This is a genomic window from Streptomyces sp. NPDC058239 (genome assembly GCF_042882185.1).
Taxonomy (GTDB): Bacteria; Actinomycetota; Actinomycetes; order Streptomycetales; family Streptomycetaceae; genus Streptomyces.
Map to the genome: position 1 here is coordinate 76,781 of NZ_JBHVWS010000006.1, position 15,424 is coordinate 92,204.

Genomic DNA, 15,424 nt, shown 5'->3' on the forward strand with positions numbered 1-15,424 from the left:
CGATGGCAGGCCTGCTCGAACAGCGTTCCATCGATGTCGTGCCGGACAACGAACGTCACGGCACCGCATTCAGCCAGTTCACGCTCTGGCTCGGCGCGAACCTCCAGATCACCGCCGTGGTCACCGGCGCGCTCGCGGTCGTCTTCGGCGGCGGCCCGTTCTGGTCGGTCATCGGCCTGGCGCTGGGCAATCTGCTCGGCGGAGCCGTGATGGCCCTGCACTCCGCGCAGGGCCCGCGCCTGGGACTGCCGCAGATGATCCAGTCCCGAGCGCAGTTCGGGGTCAAGGGCGCAGTGGTCCCGCTGGCCCTCGTGATCGTGATGTACGTCGGCTTCTTCGCCAGCGGCAGTGTGCTGGCCGGTCAGGCGGTCGGGGAGCTCACCCACCTCGGCGAGACGCCCGGCATCGTCATCTTCGCGCTGGTCACCGCCCTGATGGCAGCGATCGGCTATCGCGTCATCCATATGCTCGGCCGGGTCGCCGGCGTGATCTGCGCGGTCGCCTTCGTCTATCTCGGCATCCGGCTGCTCGACCGCATCGATCTCGGAGCCGTCCTCGCCGACCGCGCCTTCGATCTGCCGATGTTCCTGCTCGCGGTCTCGCTCGCCGCCTCCTGGCAGCTGGCGTTCGGCCCGTACGTCGCCGACTACTCCCGCTATCTGCCGCGTACGACCAGCGCCCGCGCCACCTTCTGGTGGACGCTCTCCGGCTCGGCACTCGGCTCCCAGTGGTCCATGGTCTTCGGCGTACTGGTCGCGGCCACCGCCGGGGACGCCTTCCTGGCGGGCCAGGTCGGCTATGTCGTCGCCCTGGGCGGAACCGGCCTGATCGCCTCGTTCCTGTACTTCGTGATCGCGCTCGGCAAGCTGACCATCAATGTCCTCAACACCTACGGCGGCTTCATGTCGTTGGTGACCAGCATCAGCGGCTTCCGCGGTCAAAAGACCCTTTCCCCGCGCGGCCGGGCTCTCTACATCACGGGCATCATGCTTGTCGGCACCGTCGTGGCCCTGCTCGGCAAGGACAGCTTCCTCGCCTCCTTCAAGGACTTCCTGCTCTTCCTGCTGACCTTCTTCACCCCGTGGTCGGCGATCAACCTGGTCGACTACTACCTGATCTCGCGGGAGCGGTACGACATCCCGGCCCTTGCCGATCCGCGCGGACGGTACGGCGCATGGCGCTGGGACGCGCTGGCGGTGTACGGGATCGGGCTGGTCGCCCAGCTGCCGTTCCTGGTGACGCACTTCTACACCGGCCCGCTGGTCGGGCCGCTGGGCGGCGCCGACATCTCGTGGGTGGTCGGCCTGGTCGTACCGGCACTGCTGTACTGGCTGCTCGCCCGCCGCGACACCACGCACATCCCGGAACATACGATCCTCCCCGCCCAGGTACCGGCAGGCGAGAACAACGGGGCCGGCACGGCGTCCGCCCGCGCGTAGCCGCAACGGCCGTGGTGCGGGGAAACCCGCAACGGGCCGTCGTGGCCCGGCACCATCGGCTCCACCGTGTCCGGCGGAAAGAGGGGGGGTAGCCCCACTGACCGGGGCGCTCCCGATTCGTACCGTAAAGGACATGGAAACCCGTGACCCTGAGCTCAAGAGCGAGCTCGACGCCACCCTGCATGCCCGTAGTGAGCTGGGTTCGGATTACGAGTCCGCGCTCGTCGAGTCATTCCTGGAGAAGGTCGAGCAGCGTCTCGACACCACGCTCGACCGTCGTGTCCGGCGCCATCTCGCCGAGCAGCAGGTGAGCGTCGCCAGGGGTGCACGGCCGTCGCAGCCCATGGGGAACTTCGGCGAGCGCTACGGCTTCGGGATCATCTCGCTGATCCTGGCCATCCCGCTGTCGGCGATCGGCGCTGCGGCCGCCCATACCGGGGGCCTGGTCGTCGCCTGGCTCGGGATCGTCGCCGTCAATGCCGTGCACGCCGCCCGCAACTGGCCCTGGTTCCGGCACCGTTCCGGGCGCACCGAGTCCGACTGGGAGGACTGAGGGCCGCGGGCCGGGCCCGAGGAAACGGGGCGCTACGCCTGGCGGGTGGGCAGCACGATCAGCTGGCGCAGGTTGATGTGACGTGCGCGACTGGTGGCGTAGGCCACGAGATCGGCGATCTCCTCGCTCGACAGTGCCCCGATCGCGTCGAACATGCCGTCGAGCTGCCCGCTCAGCTCGGCGTTGTCGATGTGGCCACCCAGTTCCGTGTCGGTGAGACCCGGTTCGATGTTCGTGACGCGGACGTCGCGCGGTCCGAACTCCGTGCGCAGCGACGACGACAGGTAGGTGAGCGCGGCCTTCGTCGCCCCGTACACCGCGTAGTTGGGGAACGCGACGTGCGCGCCGATGGACGAGATGTTCACCAGGTCCGCGGTGCGGCCGTCGGCGGCCACCGCCACCAGGTCGGACGTGAAGGCCCGGATGATCCGCAGGGCGCCCGTCACATTGGTGTCGATCATCCGCTGCCACTCGTCCTTCCGGCCCTCGTCCACCGGGTTCGGCAGCATCACACCGGCCGCGTTGACCACCAGGTCCACCTGCCCGAACGTGCTGTGCACCCGCTCGGCCGCGGCGTCCACGGACGCCTGGTCGGTGACATCGGCAGTGACGACGAGCGCCTCACCGCCCTTCGACTCGATCATGGCGGCCAGCTCCTCCAGCCGCTCCGCGCGCCGGGCCAGCAGTGCGACCCTGACGCCCTGGGCGGCGAGCAGCCGGGCGGTCGCGGCGCCCATGCCGCTGGCGGCTCCGGTGATGACGGCGGTGCGGCCTGCGAGGGTCCCGTACGACATGTCCGTACTCCTTGCGTTCTCAGGACCGGGGCGTTTCCCCGGGCCTGGTCCCACTCTGCGCGGCTGCCGCCCGGCTACCCAGGGATGCGTTGTTCCTGGGTCTGCCAGTACCAGGTTCAAAGCCCGCGCTTCTTCTACGATCGGTGTCATGGACGGCGACCTCGGTGATTTCCTCCGCTCACGGCGAGCCCGCATACAGCCAGAGGACGTGGGGCTGAACGCGTACGGCGGCCGACGGCGGGTTCCCGGACTCCGGCGCGAGGAGGTCGCGCAGCTCGCGGGGGTGAGCGTCGACTACTACATCCGGCTGGAGCAGGGGCGCGGCCCGAGCGTCTCGGACGCCGTGCTCGACGCGATCGCCCGGGTGCTCCAGCTGGACGAGACGGAGCACACGTATCTGCGTACGGTGGCACGCCCGGGGCCGCGCGCCTCGGCCCCGGCCGCAACCCAGCGGGTCCGCCCCGGCCTGCGCCTGCTGCTGGACACGCTCGGCGGGGCCCCGGCGTTCATCCTGGGCCGCCGGATGGACGTACTGGCGTGGAACGCGCTGGGGGACGCGGTAATCGGCTACTCGCGGATGCCCCCGGCAGAACTGAACATCCCGCGCCAGGTCTTCCTCGACCCGGTGGCGCGCGAGCTCTATCCGGAGTGGGCCGCGGTGGCGGCGGAGACGGTCGCACATCTGCGGCTGGACGCCGGGCTGCACCCCGATGACAAGCAACTGGCCACACTGGTGGGCGAGTTGTCCATGAAGAGCGAGGACTTCCGCCGGCTGTGGGCGGATCACCAGGTGAAGGCGAAGACCTACGGCGTCAAGCGCATCGACCACCCGGTCGCGGGCGAGCTGACCCTCCCGTACGAGACGCTCGGTGTGCCCGGCGACCCCGGCCAGTCCCTGGTGGTCTACACCCCGGAGCCCGGCAGCGAGACCGCGGAACGCATCGCGCTGCTGGCGAGCTGGGCGGCCGCACCGGCCGGGTGAGCGCCGCCGGGTGAGCGAACGGCGCCCCTGGCGGTCCAGACACTTGTCCGTCGCACACGTCCGCGCAGATGACCGCCGCACATGGATGTATCGCGGGGACCGCCGCACCCCCGGTTTCCCAGGGGGCGGGACGACGGCGGTCCCCGCGAGGGACACGGTCCGGGTCAGGGCCGGTCACCGCGTCCTGGCGACGGTGGAGGTCCGGGAGCCGCTCCGTAGTCCGTGTCGCCGTATCGGGTGTCGGCGGGTTTCCCTGCCGACACCCATCAATCTGCCGGACTCGTGTTAAGCCGGTGCTGCGCGTACGTGTCGCGCTCGTACCGTTTTCGCGAAGCCCGGCCCTCCCGGCCGGCTACGGCTTGCCGGCCGCCGCGTCCTTGGCGAGGAACGCCAGCAGGTCCTGCCGGCTGACCACGCCCTTCGGCTTGCCCTCCACCAGCACGATCGCCGCATCCGCCGCGTTCGTGCCGCCGAGCACCGCCATCAGGTCCGCGACCGGTTCGCCGGAACCGACCTGCGGCAGCGGCGGCGACATGTGCTTCTCCAGCGGGTCGGAGAGCGAGGCGTGCTGCGCGAACAGCGCGTTCAGCAGCTCCCGCTCCACCACCGAACCGATGACCTCGGCGGCCATCACGTCGGGGTGGCCCGCGCCCGGCTTCACGATCGGCATCTGCGAGACGCCGTACTCGCGCAGGACGTCGATCGCCTCGCCGACGGTCTCCTCGGGATGCATGTGGACGAGCGTCGGGATCGGGCCGTCCTTGTGGTCGAGTACGTCCCCGACTCGTGCGGACGGGCCGGTGTCCTCCAGGAAACCGTAGTCGGCCATCCACTCGTCGTTGAAAATCTTGCTGAGGTACCCGCGGCCGCTGTCGGGAAGCAGGACGACGACCACGTCGTCCGGGCCCAGTCGCTTCGCGACCTCCAGGGCGGCGACGACCGCCATGCCGCAGGAACCGCCGACCAGCAGGCCCTCCTCCTTGGCGAGGCGGCGGGTCATCTGGAAGGAGTCCTTGTCGGACACGGCGACGATCTCGTCCGTGACCGTACGGTCGTACGCGCTCGGCCAGAAGTCCTCGCCGACACCCTCGACGAGGTACGGGCGTCCGGAGCCGCCGGAGTAGACAGAGCCCTCCGGGTCCGCGCCGACGATCTTGACCGAGCCGCCGCTGGTCTCCTTCAGATAGCGGCCGGTGCCGCTGATCGTGCCGCCGGTGCCGACACCCGCGACGAAATGGGTGATCTTCCCGTCCGTCTGCTCCCACAGCTCCGGACCGGTGGTCTCGTAGTGCGAGCGCGGGTTGTTCGGGTTGGAGTACTGGTCGGGCTTCCAGGCTCCCGGTGTCTCGCGGACCAGCCGGTCCGAGACGTTGTAGTACGAGTCGGGGTGCTCGGGGTCAACGGCCGTCGGGCAGACGACGACCTCGGCACCGTAGGCGCGCAGCACATTGATCTTGTCCGTGGACACCTTGTCGGGGCAGACGAAGATGCACTTGTATCCCTTCTGCTGGGCGACGATCGCCAGGCCGACGCCCGTGTTGCCGCTGGTCGGCTCGACGATCGTGCCGCCGGGCTGCAGCTCGCCGCTCTGTTCGGCGGCCTCGATCATGCGCAGGGCGATGCGGTCCTTGACCGAACCGCCGGGATTGAAGTACTCGACCTTGGCCAGGACCGTCGCCTGGATGCCGGCCGTAACACTGCGCAGCCTCACCAGCGGGGTATTGCCTACGAGACTGATCATCGAATCGTGGAATTGCACCGTGTACTCCGGGGTCTCCGAGATGGTGCGGCAAGCGTATGCGTACGGGCACGGGATTGGGCGAAGCGATTGAGCAACGGTCGCTGCGGGGCAGTTAGCTGTATGTACGGCGGTACGGCAACGAGGAGGTGGACCGGACTGTGTCGAGGGCAAGGGTGGCACGGCGGATCGCAGCGGGCGCGGCCTACGGCGGCGGCAGCATCGGGCTGCTCGGCGCGGCGGCGGTAGGCGTACTGCTGGCGGAGGTCCAGCTGGCGAAACGGCAGGTGGGCGGCGGTATCGCACCGGTTCCGCCGAGCGCCGACGGGCGGTACGGGGTAGCGTTCACCGGCCCTGCGGAGCCGTTGCGGCTGGGGTTGCTCGGTGATTCGACGGCGGCCGGGCAGGGGGTGCGCCGGTCCGGGCAGACACCGGGGGCGCTGCTCGCATCGGGGCTCGCGGCGGTGTCCGAGCGGCCGGTGGATCTGCGCAATGTGGCGCAGCCGGGCGCCCGGTCGGACGATCTGGAGCGGCAGGTGTCGCTGCTGCTCGCCGACCCGTCCCGTACGCCCGACGTGTGCGTGATCATGATCGGGGCGAACGATGTGACGCATCGGATGCCCGCCACCCAGTCGGTGCGCTGTCTGACCACCGCCGTGCGCAGGCTGCGTACGGCGGGTGCGGAGGTGGTGGTCGGCACGTGCCCGGATCTCGGCACGATCGAGCCGGTCTACCAGCCGCTGCGCTGGCTGGCCCGGCGGGTGAGCCGGCAGCTGGCGGCGGCCCAGACGATCGGTTCGGTGGAGCAGGGCGGGCGGACGGTGTCGCTGGGCGACCTGCTGGGGCCGGAGTTCGAGGCGAATCCGCGGGAGCTCTTCGGTCCGGACAACTACCACCCGTCGGCGGAGGGGTACGCCACGGCGGCGATGGCGGTCCTGCCCACGCTCTGTGCGGTGCTGGGACTGTGGCCGGAGTCCGACCGTCTGGACGGGGCCCGGCGCGAGGACATGCTGCCGGTGGCCAAGGCGGCCTCCCAGGCGGCCAGGGAGGCCGGTACGGAGGTCACGGGGGCACGGGCGCCCTGGGCACTCCTCAAGCACCGCAGGCGGCGGCGCCTGCCCGCGGCCACGGAGCCCCATCCGCACCCGGAGACGCCCGGGGAGGCCCCCCCGGAGACGCGCGGGGAACCACAGGGGGACTCGCACGAGGAGGCACACAAGGACACACACAAGGAGACGTACGGGGAGTCGCACGGGGAGTCGCACAACCTGCCCGCCAATTGATTGACTGAGCGGTCGCTTAGAAAAGAGGTCGGCGTCACATGCGCTGCCCGGTGACCCAGCACCTACGTACAGGTAACTTCCAAGTCAGCACCTGCCAGAACCCGCCTTCCAGCCCTCATGGAGCCGCGTGATGCCCGAAGCCGTGATCGTCTCTGCTGCCCGTTCCCCCATCGGCCGGGCCTTCAAGGGTTCGCTGAAGGACCTGCGCGCGGACGACCTGACCGCCACGATCATCCAGACCGCGCTGGCCAAGGTGCCCGAGCTGGACCCGAAGGACATCGACGACCTGATGCTCGGCTGCGGCCTCCCCGGCGGCGAGCAGGGCAACAACCTGGGCCGCATCATCGCCGTACGGATGGGGATGGACCACCTTCCCGGCTGTACGGTCACCCGCTACTGCTCGTCCTCCCTCCAGACCAGCCGGATGGCGCTGCACGCCATCAAGGCCGGCGAGGGCGACGTCTTCATCTCGGCCGGTGTCGAGATGGTGTCCCGCTTCACGAAGGGCAACTCCGACAGCCTCCCGGACACGCACAACCCGCTGTTCGCCGACGCCGAGGCCCGCACCGCGGCCCGCGCCGAGCGGGGCGGCGACGACTGGCACGACCCGCGCGAGGACGGCCTGGTCCCGGACGCGTACATCGCGATGGGGCAGACCGCGGAGAACCTGGCGCGGCTCAAGGGCGTCACCCGCCAGGACATGGACGAGTTCGGCGTCCGCTCGCAGAACCTCGCCGAGGAAGCCCTCAAGAACGGCTTCTGGGAGCGCGAGATCACCCCGGTCACCACCCCGGACGGCACGGTCGTCTCGAAGGACGACGGCCCGCGCGCGGGCGTCACCCTGGAGGGCGTGCAGGGCCTGAAGCCGGTCTTCCGCCCCGACGGCCTGGTCACCGCGGGCAACTGCTGCCCGCTCAACGACGGCGCCGCCGCGCTCGTGATCATGTCCGACACCAAGGCGCGCGAGCTGGGCCTGACCCCGCTGGCCCGGATCGTCTCGACCGGCGTCTCCGGCCTCTCCCCCGAGATCATGGGATACGGACCGGTGGAGGCCAGCAAGCAGGCGCTGAAGCGCGCCGGGCTGACCATCGACGACATCGACCTGGCCGAGATCAACGAGGCGTTCGCCGCCCAGGTGATCCCCTCCTACCGCGACCTCGGCCTCCCGCTGGAGAAGGTCAACGTCAACGGCGGCGCCATCGCCGTCGGCCACCCCTTCGGCATGACCGGCGCCCGGATCACCGGCACGCTGATCAACAGCCTGCAGTTCCACGACAAGCAGTTCGGCCTGGAGACCATGTGCGTGGGCGGCGGCCAGGGCATGGCGATGGTCATCGAGCGGCTGAGCTGAGCTGTAGCGGAGGGTAGGGGTCGCCTGAGGTACGAAGGCGGCACCTGCCCGCAGCGGAAGCGAAGCGAACGCGACCACAAACCCCAGCGACTGAGCCGAGCCGCAGCGGCCCCCGGCCATGCCGTCAGCCGGTTCCCGGCCGACGGCATGGCCGGTTCCGAGCCCCGACCGTGACCGAATCTCCCCCAGGATGTGACCTATCTCCTGGGGGAGAGTCATTCCCGCAGGTCACACCCGTAACAGGGTTAAACCCCAGGCACAAAGACCTGTCCAATTCGTGACGTAATGCACTGACACCGGGCGCAGGTAGAGGACAAGCTGAGGTAGGAAGTCGGAGGATCGATTGAAACCGGGAGTATGTCAGTGAGCGTCATGCCTCTTGCCCTGTTGCTGACCACCGCCGCTGCCACGGCCGTCGGCGCTGCCGCTCTGCACGCCGCTCACGGGCTGCGCAAGCAGATCACGGCCCTTCGTACGGAGCTGACCGTGGCCCGCGCCCACGGTGCCGCCGTGCCCGCGCAGAGCCGCAACGACGTGACCCCGGCCGCCGAGATACGCGCGGCCGTGGCCGAAGCACTCGCCGAGGAGCGGGAGCGCGAGCTCGCCGAGGCCCGCGCCTTCTGGGCCACCCAGGAAGCGCGCGATGCCGCCGACGCCCCGTCCCTGCTGGGCGGACTGACCGGGATCGGCGAGGACGTGCCGTTCTTCATGCCGCGTCAGGCCGACTTCGCGGGCCTTGAGGCGATGGACCTCGACGCCACCGAGGCGCTCGAAGAGCTGACGGAGCTGGCCGAGCTGGCCGAACTGACGGACATGACCGAGCTGCCCGAGACGGCGGAGTTCGCCGAGGACTCCCCCGAGCTGGCCGCGGCCCGTCGCCGTCACCCCTCGCACCCCGACTTCGTTCCGGTGCAGACTCCGGTCGTCACCGACCACGAGCGCACCGTGAACCGCCTCGAAGAGCTTGCCGACAGCCGTACGGAACTCGCCGATGTGCGCCCCGGCCCGCTCGGCACTCTCGACGTCTATGTCTTCGCCGACGGCACCACGCTCTGTATGACCCCCGGCCACCGCGAGACGGCCGAGCGCCTCGCCAAGTCGCTGCTCGCGGGTGAGCACCCGGTACTGCTGGGCGGCTCCGGCGTCTCCGGCGCGTACGCCCTGACCTTCTCCTGCGGCAAGGAGAACGTCTACATCCTCGCCGACCGCGTCATCGCCTCGTTCTAGCTCCCCGCGCATCCGGGCAGAGCGGCTCTCGCCGGCCCCTGCCCCCGGGCCGGCGCCCGCCCGCCGCTACGCGAACGCCCGCGCAGCGGCCTCCGTCACGAATTGCACGGCCTCGTCCAGCTCAGCCGACGGGGCCGTTTCCAGTGCCACCGCCAAGTCGCGCCCCGCGACGGCAAGTTGGTCGCCGATCGCGAAGATCCCGGCGTCCGGCATGATCCGCGGTTCCCGGTCCGGCGCCTCGATGCGCTGGGCCCGCAGAGCCAATTCCCTGGCCGTGGCCAGTCCTTCGGCAGCCGCGCCGCGCTGCAGACGGCTCTGCGGCGCGGCGCGCAGCCGGTCGGCGAATCGGTCCACGGCGGTGATCAGCGGGGTCGTATCGAGCACTCCGCGACCCTACGCGCCCTCCCGGGATGGTTGCCAACGGGCCGATGCTCGGGCACGGTGTCGGGAAGGACCAGCAACGCGCAATGCGTCGGAGGCGCCGATGTCCCAAGTCTTCTCCGAAGAGACCCATCGCAATCTGCTCTCCCGAATCCCCCGCTGCACCGGTCGTGAAGTCTCCGACTGGCTCCGCACCGTGGAGGAAGGCCCCGCTCTCCGCTTCGAGGAGAAGGTCAGCTGGCTGCGGAGCGAACACGACCTCGCCTACGGACACGCAAAGGCGCTCATCCACGAGTACGACCTCAGAAGGGCCGCGCGCAAGCTGCTCTAGGCGCACGTGAGAAAGGGGAACGGCCCGCAGGCACAGTGCCTGCGGGCCGTTCCGTTCCCGTTGCGGGGTGGTGCGTCAGTCGTCGCCGCTGAGGATGGAGAGCAGACGCAGCATCTCCAGGTAGATCCACACCAGGGTCATGGTGAGGCCGAAGGCCGCCAGCCAGGACTCCTCGCGCGGGGCGCCGAACGCGATGCCGTCCTCGACCTGCTTGAAGTCGAGAGCCAGGAAGCATGCACCGAGGACGATCCCGATGACGCCGAAGAGGATGCCGAGGCCGCCGCTGCGGAAGCCCAGGCCGTCACCGCCGCCGAAGACGGCGAACAGCAGGTTGACCACCATCAGGAGCATGAAGCCCATGGCGGCGGCCATCACGAAGCCGTAGAAGCGGCGGGTGACGCGGATCCAGCGCATCTTGTACGCGAGAAGCACACCGGCGAAGACACACATGGTGCCCATCACCGCCTGCATCACGACGCCCGGCCCGATGTACGTGCTGACCGCGCTGGAGATCACTCCGAGGAAGACACCCTCGAAGGCCGCGTACGCGATGATCAGCGCCGGGACCGGCTTGCGCTTGAAGGACTGGACGAGCGACAGGACGAACGCCACCAGGGCGGCGCCGATCGCGATGCCGTAGGACTTGCCGAGGTTGGCCTCGTCGACCGGCAGCAGGGCCCAGGCGAGCACGGCGCCGAGGACCACGGTGCCGAGCGTGAGCGCCGTGCGCGTGACGACATCGTCGATCGTCATCGCACCGGAACGCGCCGGTGCCTGCGGGACGCCGTACTGGGTGTCCTGCTGGGCGTAGGGGTTGGTGGCGTACGGGTTGGCGGCGGTGCCCTGCGCGTACGGGTTGGCACCCGCTGCGGGGGCCCCGGCCTGCGGCGCCGCGTTGAAGCCCGCATATCCGTTGTCGCGGCTGAAGCCCCGTCGCGAGAAGACCGGGTTGCTGCTCCTCATCTCACTCCTCCATGGCCACCCTGCGCGGCCTTCCCACAAGAGTAATGGGTAGGCAAAACAATCAGGCTAGTGCTTGGGGAGGATCTTTATGGAAACCGGCGGCCGGAGCGCCGCCCGCCCTGCACCCCGACCCGGACGCGGCCTTTGGTCTGTCCGGGTCGGTGGCGCGCAGGTCGGCCAGGAGTGCGGCCCGGCCGGCGAGGACCCCGGACAGGGTGATCCGAACGACCCGAACGAATCGCCCAGCAAGATCGCCACCGGAGCCGGTGGCCCACGGCCTGCCCGGAGCTGCGGACCGGCCGGGTGCGGGTACCCGGTCCCGGAGCGGCTGCACGAAGAGGTCGGCTTCAAACGCCTGACCGTGACGAAACCTCGAAGACCGCATCCGGCACGCGACCGCCACGCCCTCCCGCCCGCTCAGCCTCATGCGCGAAGTGGTGCCCGGAACCGGACTCGAACCGGTACGCCCCCGAGGGGCAGCGAGGTTTAAGCTCGCCGTGTCTGCATTCCACCATCCGGGCCTGGCGCGCGGCTCCGCGTTGGCACATGACCCTATCCGGGGGCTTCCCCCGATCAGCGGATCAGTGGCGCGATGTTGTCTTATTTTATTGACCGTTTGAGGGGTCGTCAGCACTTGCGGAGGGGCATCGCCACATGCCTGGGCGGGGTAGCGGGCGCGGCGACCGCTAATCCGGATTGACGTAAAGTCGCCGCACCCGGACGGCGCATTCGCCGGGCGCGCGCCAGTGATCGCCATGGGCACGCCCTCCCGGCCGGGCAACGGGGGTCGCGCCGATGTCCTCAGGGTCGGTGTCATACCGCAGGAGGACACAGGGGTTCCCCGGTGCGACTCAAGACGGCCCCTGGAACGGGCACGGGGTCTGACGACCTGAGGCAATACGGCGGTGACGATGGAGGGGTTCCAAAGACAACCGAACGCAGCCCGGACGAAGCCCTCGGCCGGAGCCCCGAATCAGGAGATTCCCGTGACCACCACTTCCACCGCACACCGCGTCACCACGGTGGCTGCCCGCGCCACGGATCTGTCGAAGGTCTACGGAGAGGGCGAGACCAGGGTCACGGCCCTGGACCGGGTCTCCGTGGACTTCCCGCGGGGCGAGTTCACCGCGATCATGGGCCCGTCCGGCTCCGGCAAGTCCACGCTGATGCACTGCGTGGCCGGCCTCGACAGCTTCAGCAGCGGTTCGGTACGGATCGGCGAGACGGAACTGGGCTCCCTCAAGGACAAGCAGCTCACCCAGCTCCGCCGGGACAAGATCGGCTTCATCTTCCAGGCGTTCAACCTGCTGCCGACCCTGACCGCGCTGGAGAACATCACGCTTCCCATGGACATCGCGGGCCGCAAGCCCGACGCCGAGTGGGTGCGCAAGGTCATCGACATGGTGGGCCTCTCCGACCGGCTGACCCACCGGCCGACCGAACTCTCCGGCGGCCAGCAGCAGCGCGTCGCCGTGGCCCGCGCCCTGGCCTCGCAGCCGGAGATCATCTTCGGCGACGAGCCGACCGGAAACCTGGACTCCCGCTCCGGCGCCGAGGTCCTCGGCTTCCTGCGCAACTCGGTGCGCGAGCTGGGGCAGACCGTGGTGATGGTGACCCACGACCCGGCGGCCGCCTCCTACGCGGACCGGGTCATCTTCCTCGCGGACGGCCGGATCGTCGACCAGATGATGCACCCCACCGCGGACGGGGTTCTCGACCGGATGAAGGCGTTCGACGCCAAGGGCCGCACCAGCTGAAACCCGCCCTCCCCCGCGCCCTCCTCCGGAACCCCTCCCCATCCCAGGACTGACAGACATGTTCCGTACTGCCCTGCGCAATGTGCTCGCGCACAAGGCCAGGCTGCTGATGACCGTCCTCGCCGTGATGCTCGGCGTGGCCTTCGTATCCGGCACCCTGGTCTTCACCGACACCCTCGGCAACGCCCTCCGTAACCAGTCGGCGAAGAGTTACGACGGCGTCGCCGTGGCCGTCACCACCTACGCCGACCAGCGCGACGAGAAGACGCCCGGCATCACCGCCGCCACCCTGAAGAAGATCCAGGGCCTGGACGGCGTCGACACCGCCACCGGCCGGGTCTCCGGCTTCGCCGGGGTCGCCGACCCCGACGGCAAGCTGATCGGCAACGGCTGGTCGAACACCGGCGGGAACTACTCCCCCGGCAAGAACGGCAAGGACTCCGCGTACACCTTCGTCGACGGTACGGGCCCGGTCGCGGCCGACCGGATCGCGCTCGACAAGGAGACCGCGAAGCGGGGCGAGTACCACGTCGGTGACCGGGTCCGGGTCGCCACGAACGGGCCGGTGAAGGAGTACACCCTCTCCGGTGTCTTCACCACCGAGGACGGCGCGGTCAACGCGGGCGGCAGCCTGGTCCTCTTCGACACCGAGGTCGCCCAGAAGCTCTACCTCAGGCCCGGCGTGTTCAGGGACGCCAACGTGTCCGCCGCGCCCGGCGTCTCCGCCGAGAAGCTGCTGGCCGGAGTGAAGCCGCTGCTGCCCAAGGACGCCGAGGCCAAGACCGGCCAGGCGCTCGCGGACGATCAGGCCAAGCAGATCGAGAGCGGTCTGAGCGGTCTCAACGGGATGCTGCTCGCCTTCGCCGGCATCGCCCTGTTCGTCGGTGTCTTCCTGATCGCCAACACCTTCACCATGCTGGTGGCCCAGCGCACCAAGGAGCTGGCACTGATGCGCGCCGTCGGCGCCTCCCGCCGCCAGGTCAAGCGCTCGGTGCTCCTCGAAGCGGCCGTCGTCGGCGTGATCGCCTCGGTCGTCGGCTTCGCCCTCGGCCTCGGCCTCGCCACCGGACTGCGCTCCGCGATGGGCCTGTTCGGCGGAAAGATCCCGGCCGGACCGCTGATCATCTCGCCCACCGCGGTCATCGCCGCGTTCGCCGTCGGTGTCCTGATCACCGTGCTGGCCGCCTGGCTGCCCGCCCGCCGGGCCGCCAAGATCCCGCCGGTCGCGGCGATGAGCAGCGTGCACGCGACGGCCACCGTCAAGTCCCTGGTGCTGCGCAACTCGATCGGCGCGGTGCTCACCCTGCTGGGCGGCGCGGCGATCGTGGCGGGCGCGTCCAAGTCCGGATCGACCGGCCGGACCGTCATCGCCGTGGGTGCCTTCCTCACGCTGATCGGTGTCATCGTGCTGATCCCGCTGCTGTCGCGGCCGGTGATCGCACTGGTCCGCCCGCTGCTGACGCGGCTGTTCGGGGTCTCCGGCAAGCTGGCCGCGCAGAACGCGGTCCGCAACCCGCGCCGTACCGGTGCCACCGCCTCCGCGCTGGCGATCGGCCTCACCCTGGTCACCGGCATCTCGGTCCTCGGCGTCACCCTCGGCCAGGCGGTCGACCGGATGACCACGGACAACATCAAGGCCGACTACATGGTGACGATGGCGAGCGGCGGTCCGCTCGACGAGTCGGCGCTCACCGCCCTGCAGAAGGCCGACGGGGTCTCGGCGATCTCGCCGCAGCAGGCCACCTCGCTCGAGGTCAAGGGCGAGTACCACTCCGCGTCCGCCGTCGTCCCCGGCGATGTGCAGAAGCTCTTCGCGCTGCCGACCGTCTCCGGCTCGATCGACGCGCTGGACAAGGGCGAGATCGCCGTCGACGAGAAGACGGCCAAGTCCAACGGCTGGAAGACCGGCGACACCCTCCGAGTGAAGTTCGACGACGACAAGAAGGGCGAGCTGAAGGTCGGGGCGGTCTTCGAGGGGAACGAGCTCCTCTCCCCGGTCCTGGTCCCGAAGAACGTCGCCGATGCGCACGGCAGCATGTCGGACATCCGCGAGATCTGGCTGAAGATGGACGGCGGCGCGAGCGAGGCCAACGAGCAGGCCCTGGTGAAGGCGCTGGGTGACAACCCGGGGATGAGCATCATGGACCGCCAGGACATCCGCGACATGTTCGGCGGCTCGGTCAACCTCGCGATGAACATCATGTACGGGCTGTTGGCGATGGCCCTGATCATCGCGGTGCTCGGGGTCATCAACACCTTGGCGATGTCGGTCTTCGAGCGCCAGCAGGAGATCGGCATGCTGCGGGCGATCGGCCTGGACCGGCGCAGGGTGAAGCGCATGATCCGGCTGGAGGCCGTGGTCATCTCGCTCTTCGGTGCGGTGGTCGGTGTCGTGCTCGGCATGTTCCTCGGCTGGGCGATCGGGCAGACCCTGGCGTCGGAGATCCCGGAGTACGCGCTGGTCATCCCGTGGGACCGGATCGCGGTCTTCCTGGTGCTGGCAGGGGTCGTGGGTGTGCTGGCCGCGCTCTGGCCGGCCCGCAGCGCCGCGAAGCTGAACATGCTGACGGCGATCAAGACCGAGTAGCGAACCGGGCGGCATTTCGCCGGACGCGCCCGAGGGCC

At 69.7% G+C, this 15,424-nt stretch carries 13 protein-coding genes and 1 tRNA gene; 9 read left to right on the top strand and 5 right to left on the bottom strand.

Going from position 1 to position 15,424, the window contains the following annotated elements; translation table 11 throughout:
* Positions 1-2 precede the first annotated feature (2 nt).
* On the top strand, positions 3-1,439 hold the full coding sequence (locus ACFVYE_RS10335; RefSeq protein ID WP_383969564.1) for a purine-cytosine permease family protein: 1,437 nt from the start codon (positions 3-5) through the stop codon (positions 1,437-1,439).
* 133 nt (positions 1,440-1,572) lie between these two features.
* Entirely contained in the window at positions 1,573-1,992 is a 420-nt protein-coding gene (locus tag ACFVYE_RS10340) for a hypothetical protein (protein ID WP_383969567.1), read from the top strand.
* Between the two features lie 32 nt (positions 1,993-2,024).
* Here ACFVYE_RS10340 and ACFVYE_RS10345 read toward each other — a convergent pair whose 3' ends face one another.
* Positions 2,025-2,786 (bottom strand): SDR family oxidoreductase, encoded by a 762-nt coding sequence (locus tag ACFVYE_RS10345; protein ID WP_389604999.1) that lies wholly within the window; start codon positions 2,784-2,786, stop codon positions 2,025-2,027.
* Between the two features lie 148 nt (positions 2,787-2,934).
* Between ACFVYE_RS10345 and ACFVYE_RS10350 the strand changes: the two genes are divergently transcribed.
* Positions 2,935-3,768, top strand: coding sequence for a helix-turn-helix transcriptional regulator (locus tag ACFVYE_RS10350; protein ID WP_389605001.1), 834 nt, complete (start codon positions 2,935-2,937; stop codon positions 3,766-3,768).
* 352 nt (positions 3,769-4,120) lie between these two features.
* Here the strand turns inward: ACFVYE_RS10350 and ACFVYE_RS10355 are convergent, their stop codons facing one another.
* Entirely contained in the window at positions 4,121-5,527 is a 1,407-nt protein-coding gene (locus ACFVYE_RS10355; RefSeq protein ID WP_383979197.1) for a cystathionine beta-synthase, read from the bottom strand.
* 155 nt (positions 5,528-5,682) lie between these two features.
* Here ACFVYE_RS10355 and ACFVYE_RS10360 point away from each other — a divergent pair, with 155 nt between their 5' ends.
* The 3 genes from ACFVYE_RS10360 (at position 5,683) to ACFVYE_RS10370 (ending at position 9,367) form a co-directional block, all read left to right on the top strand.
* Positions 5,683-6,789, top strand: coding sequence for an SGNH/GDSL hydrolase family protein (locus tag ACFVYE_RS10360; protein ID WP_389605121.1), 1,107 nt, complete (start codon positions 5,683-5,685; stop codon positions 6,787-6,789).
* Between the two features lie 130 nt (positions 6,790-6,919).
* Positions 6,920-8,140, top strand: a complete 1,221-nt coding sequence (locus tag ACFVYE_RS10365) for an acetyl-CoA C-acetyltransferase (RefSeq protein ID WP_389605003.1) — start codon at positions 6,920-6,922, stop codon at positions 8,138-8,140.
* Positions 8,141-8,527: 387 nt separating this feature from the next.
* Positions 8,528-9,367, top strand: a complete 840-nt coding sequence (locus tag ACFVYE_RS10370) for a hypothetical protein (RefSeq protein ID WP_389605123.1) — start codon at positions 8,528-8,530, stop codon at positions 9,365-9,367.
* A gap of 66 nt (positions 9,368-9,433) precedes the next feature.
* Here ACFVYE_RS10370 and ACFVYE_RS10375 read toward each other — a convergent pair whose 3' ends face one another.
* Positions 9,434-9,751, bottom strand: coding sequence for a hypothetical protein (locus ACFVYE_RS10375; RefSeq protein ID WP_383979803.1), 318 nt, complete (start codon positions 9,749-9,751; stop codon positions 9,434-9,436).
* Between the two features lie 100 nt (positions 9,752-9,851).
* On the opposite strand from ACFVYE_RS10375, the gene ACFVYE_RS10380 reads away from it, so the two are divergent.
* Positions 9,852-10,079, top strand: a complete 228-nt coding sequence (locus ACFVYE_RS10380; RefSeq protein ID WP_266361054.1) for a DUF4287 domain-containing protein — start codon at positions 9,852-9,854, stop codon at positions 10,077-10,079.
* A 75-nt stretch (positions 10,080-10,154) separates the two neighbouring features.
* Here the strand turns inward: ACFVYE_RS10380 and ACFVYE_RS10385 are convergent, their stop codons facing one another.
* Positions 10,155-11,042 carry a Bax inhibitor-1/YccA family protein gene (locus ACFVYE_RS10385; protein WP_383978946.1) on the bottom strand — a complete coding sequence of 296 codons (888 nt, stop codon included), beginning with the start codon at positions 11,040-11,042 and terminating at the stop codon, positions 10,155-10,157.
* A 435-nt stretch (positions 11,043-11,477) separates the two neighbouring features.
* Positions 11,478-11,563: transfer RNA gene (locus ACFVYE_RS10390), tRNA-Leu, on the bottom strand.
* A gap of 465 nt (positions 11,564-12,028) precedes the next feature.
* Between ACFVYE_RS10390 and ACFVYE_RS10395 the strand changes: the two genes are divergently transcribed.
* Both ACFVYE_RS10395 and ACFVYE_RS10400 read left to right on the top strand, forming a co-directional pair.
* Positions 12,029-12,799, top strand: a complete 771-nt coding sequence (locus tag ACFVYE_RS10395; RefSeq protein WP_383978949.1) for an ABC transporter ATP-binding protein — start codon at positions 12,029-12,031, stop codon at positions 12,797-12,799.
* A 58-nt stretch (positions 12,800-12,857) separates the two neighbouring features.
* Complete coding sequence (locus ACFVYE_RS10400) at positions 12,858-15,386, top strand: ABC transporter permease (RefSeq protein WP_383978951.1); 2,529 nt, start codon at positions 12,858-12,860, stop codon at positions 15,384-15,386.
* Positions 15,387-15,424 lie beyond the last annotated feature (38 nt).

What these genes read in the sequence shown, in the direction of transcription:
- ACFVYE_RS10385 (WP_383978946.1), bottom strand. Translation starts at nt 11,042, where the DNA reads ATGAGGAGCAGCAACCCGGTCTTCTCGCGACGGGGCTTCAGCCGCGAC.
- ACFVYE_RS10350 (WP_389605001.1), top strand. Translation starts at nt 2,935, where the DNA reads ATGGACGGCGACCTCGGTGATTTCCTCCGCTCACGGCGAGCCCGCATA.
- ACFVYE_RS10400 (WP_383978951.1), top strand. Translation starts at nt 12,858, where the DNA reads ATGTTCCGTACTGCCCTGCGCAATGTGCTCGCGCACAAGGCCAGGCTG.
- ACFVYE_RS10380 (WP_266361054.1), top strand. Translation starts at nt 9,852, where the DNA reads ATGTCCCAAGTCTTCTCCGAAGAGACCCATCGCAATCTGCTCTCCCGA.
- ACFVYE_RS10335 (WP_383969564.1), top strand. Translation starts at nt 3, where the DNA reads ATGGCAGGCCTGCTCGAACAGCGTTCCATCGATGTCGTGCCGGACAAC.
- ACFVYE_RS10340 (WP_383969567.1), top strand. Translation starts at nt 1,573, where the DNA reads ATGGAAACCCGTGACCCTGAGCTCAAGAGCGAGCTCGACGCCACCCTG.
- ACFVYE_RS10365 (WP_389605003.1), top strand. Translation starts at nt 6,920, where the DNA reads ATGCCCGAAGCCGTGATCGTCTCTGCTGCCCGTTCCCCCATCGGCCGG.
- ACFVYE_RS10345 (WP_389604999.1), bottom strand. Translation starts at nt 2,786, where the DNA reads ATGTCGTACGGGACCCTCGCAGGCCGCACCGCCGTCATCACCGGAGCC.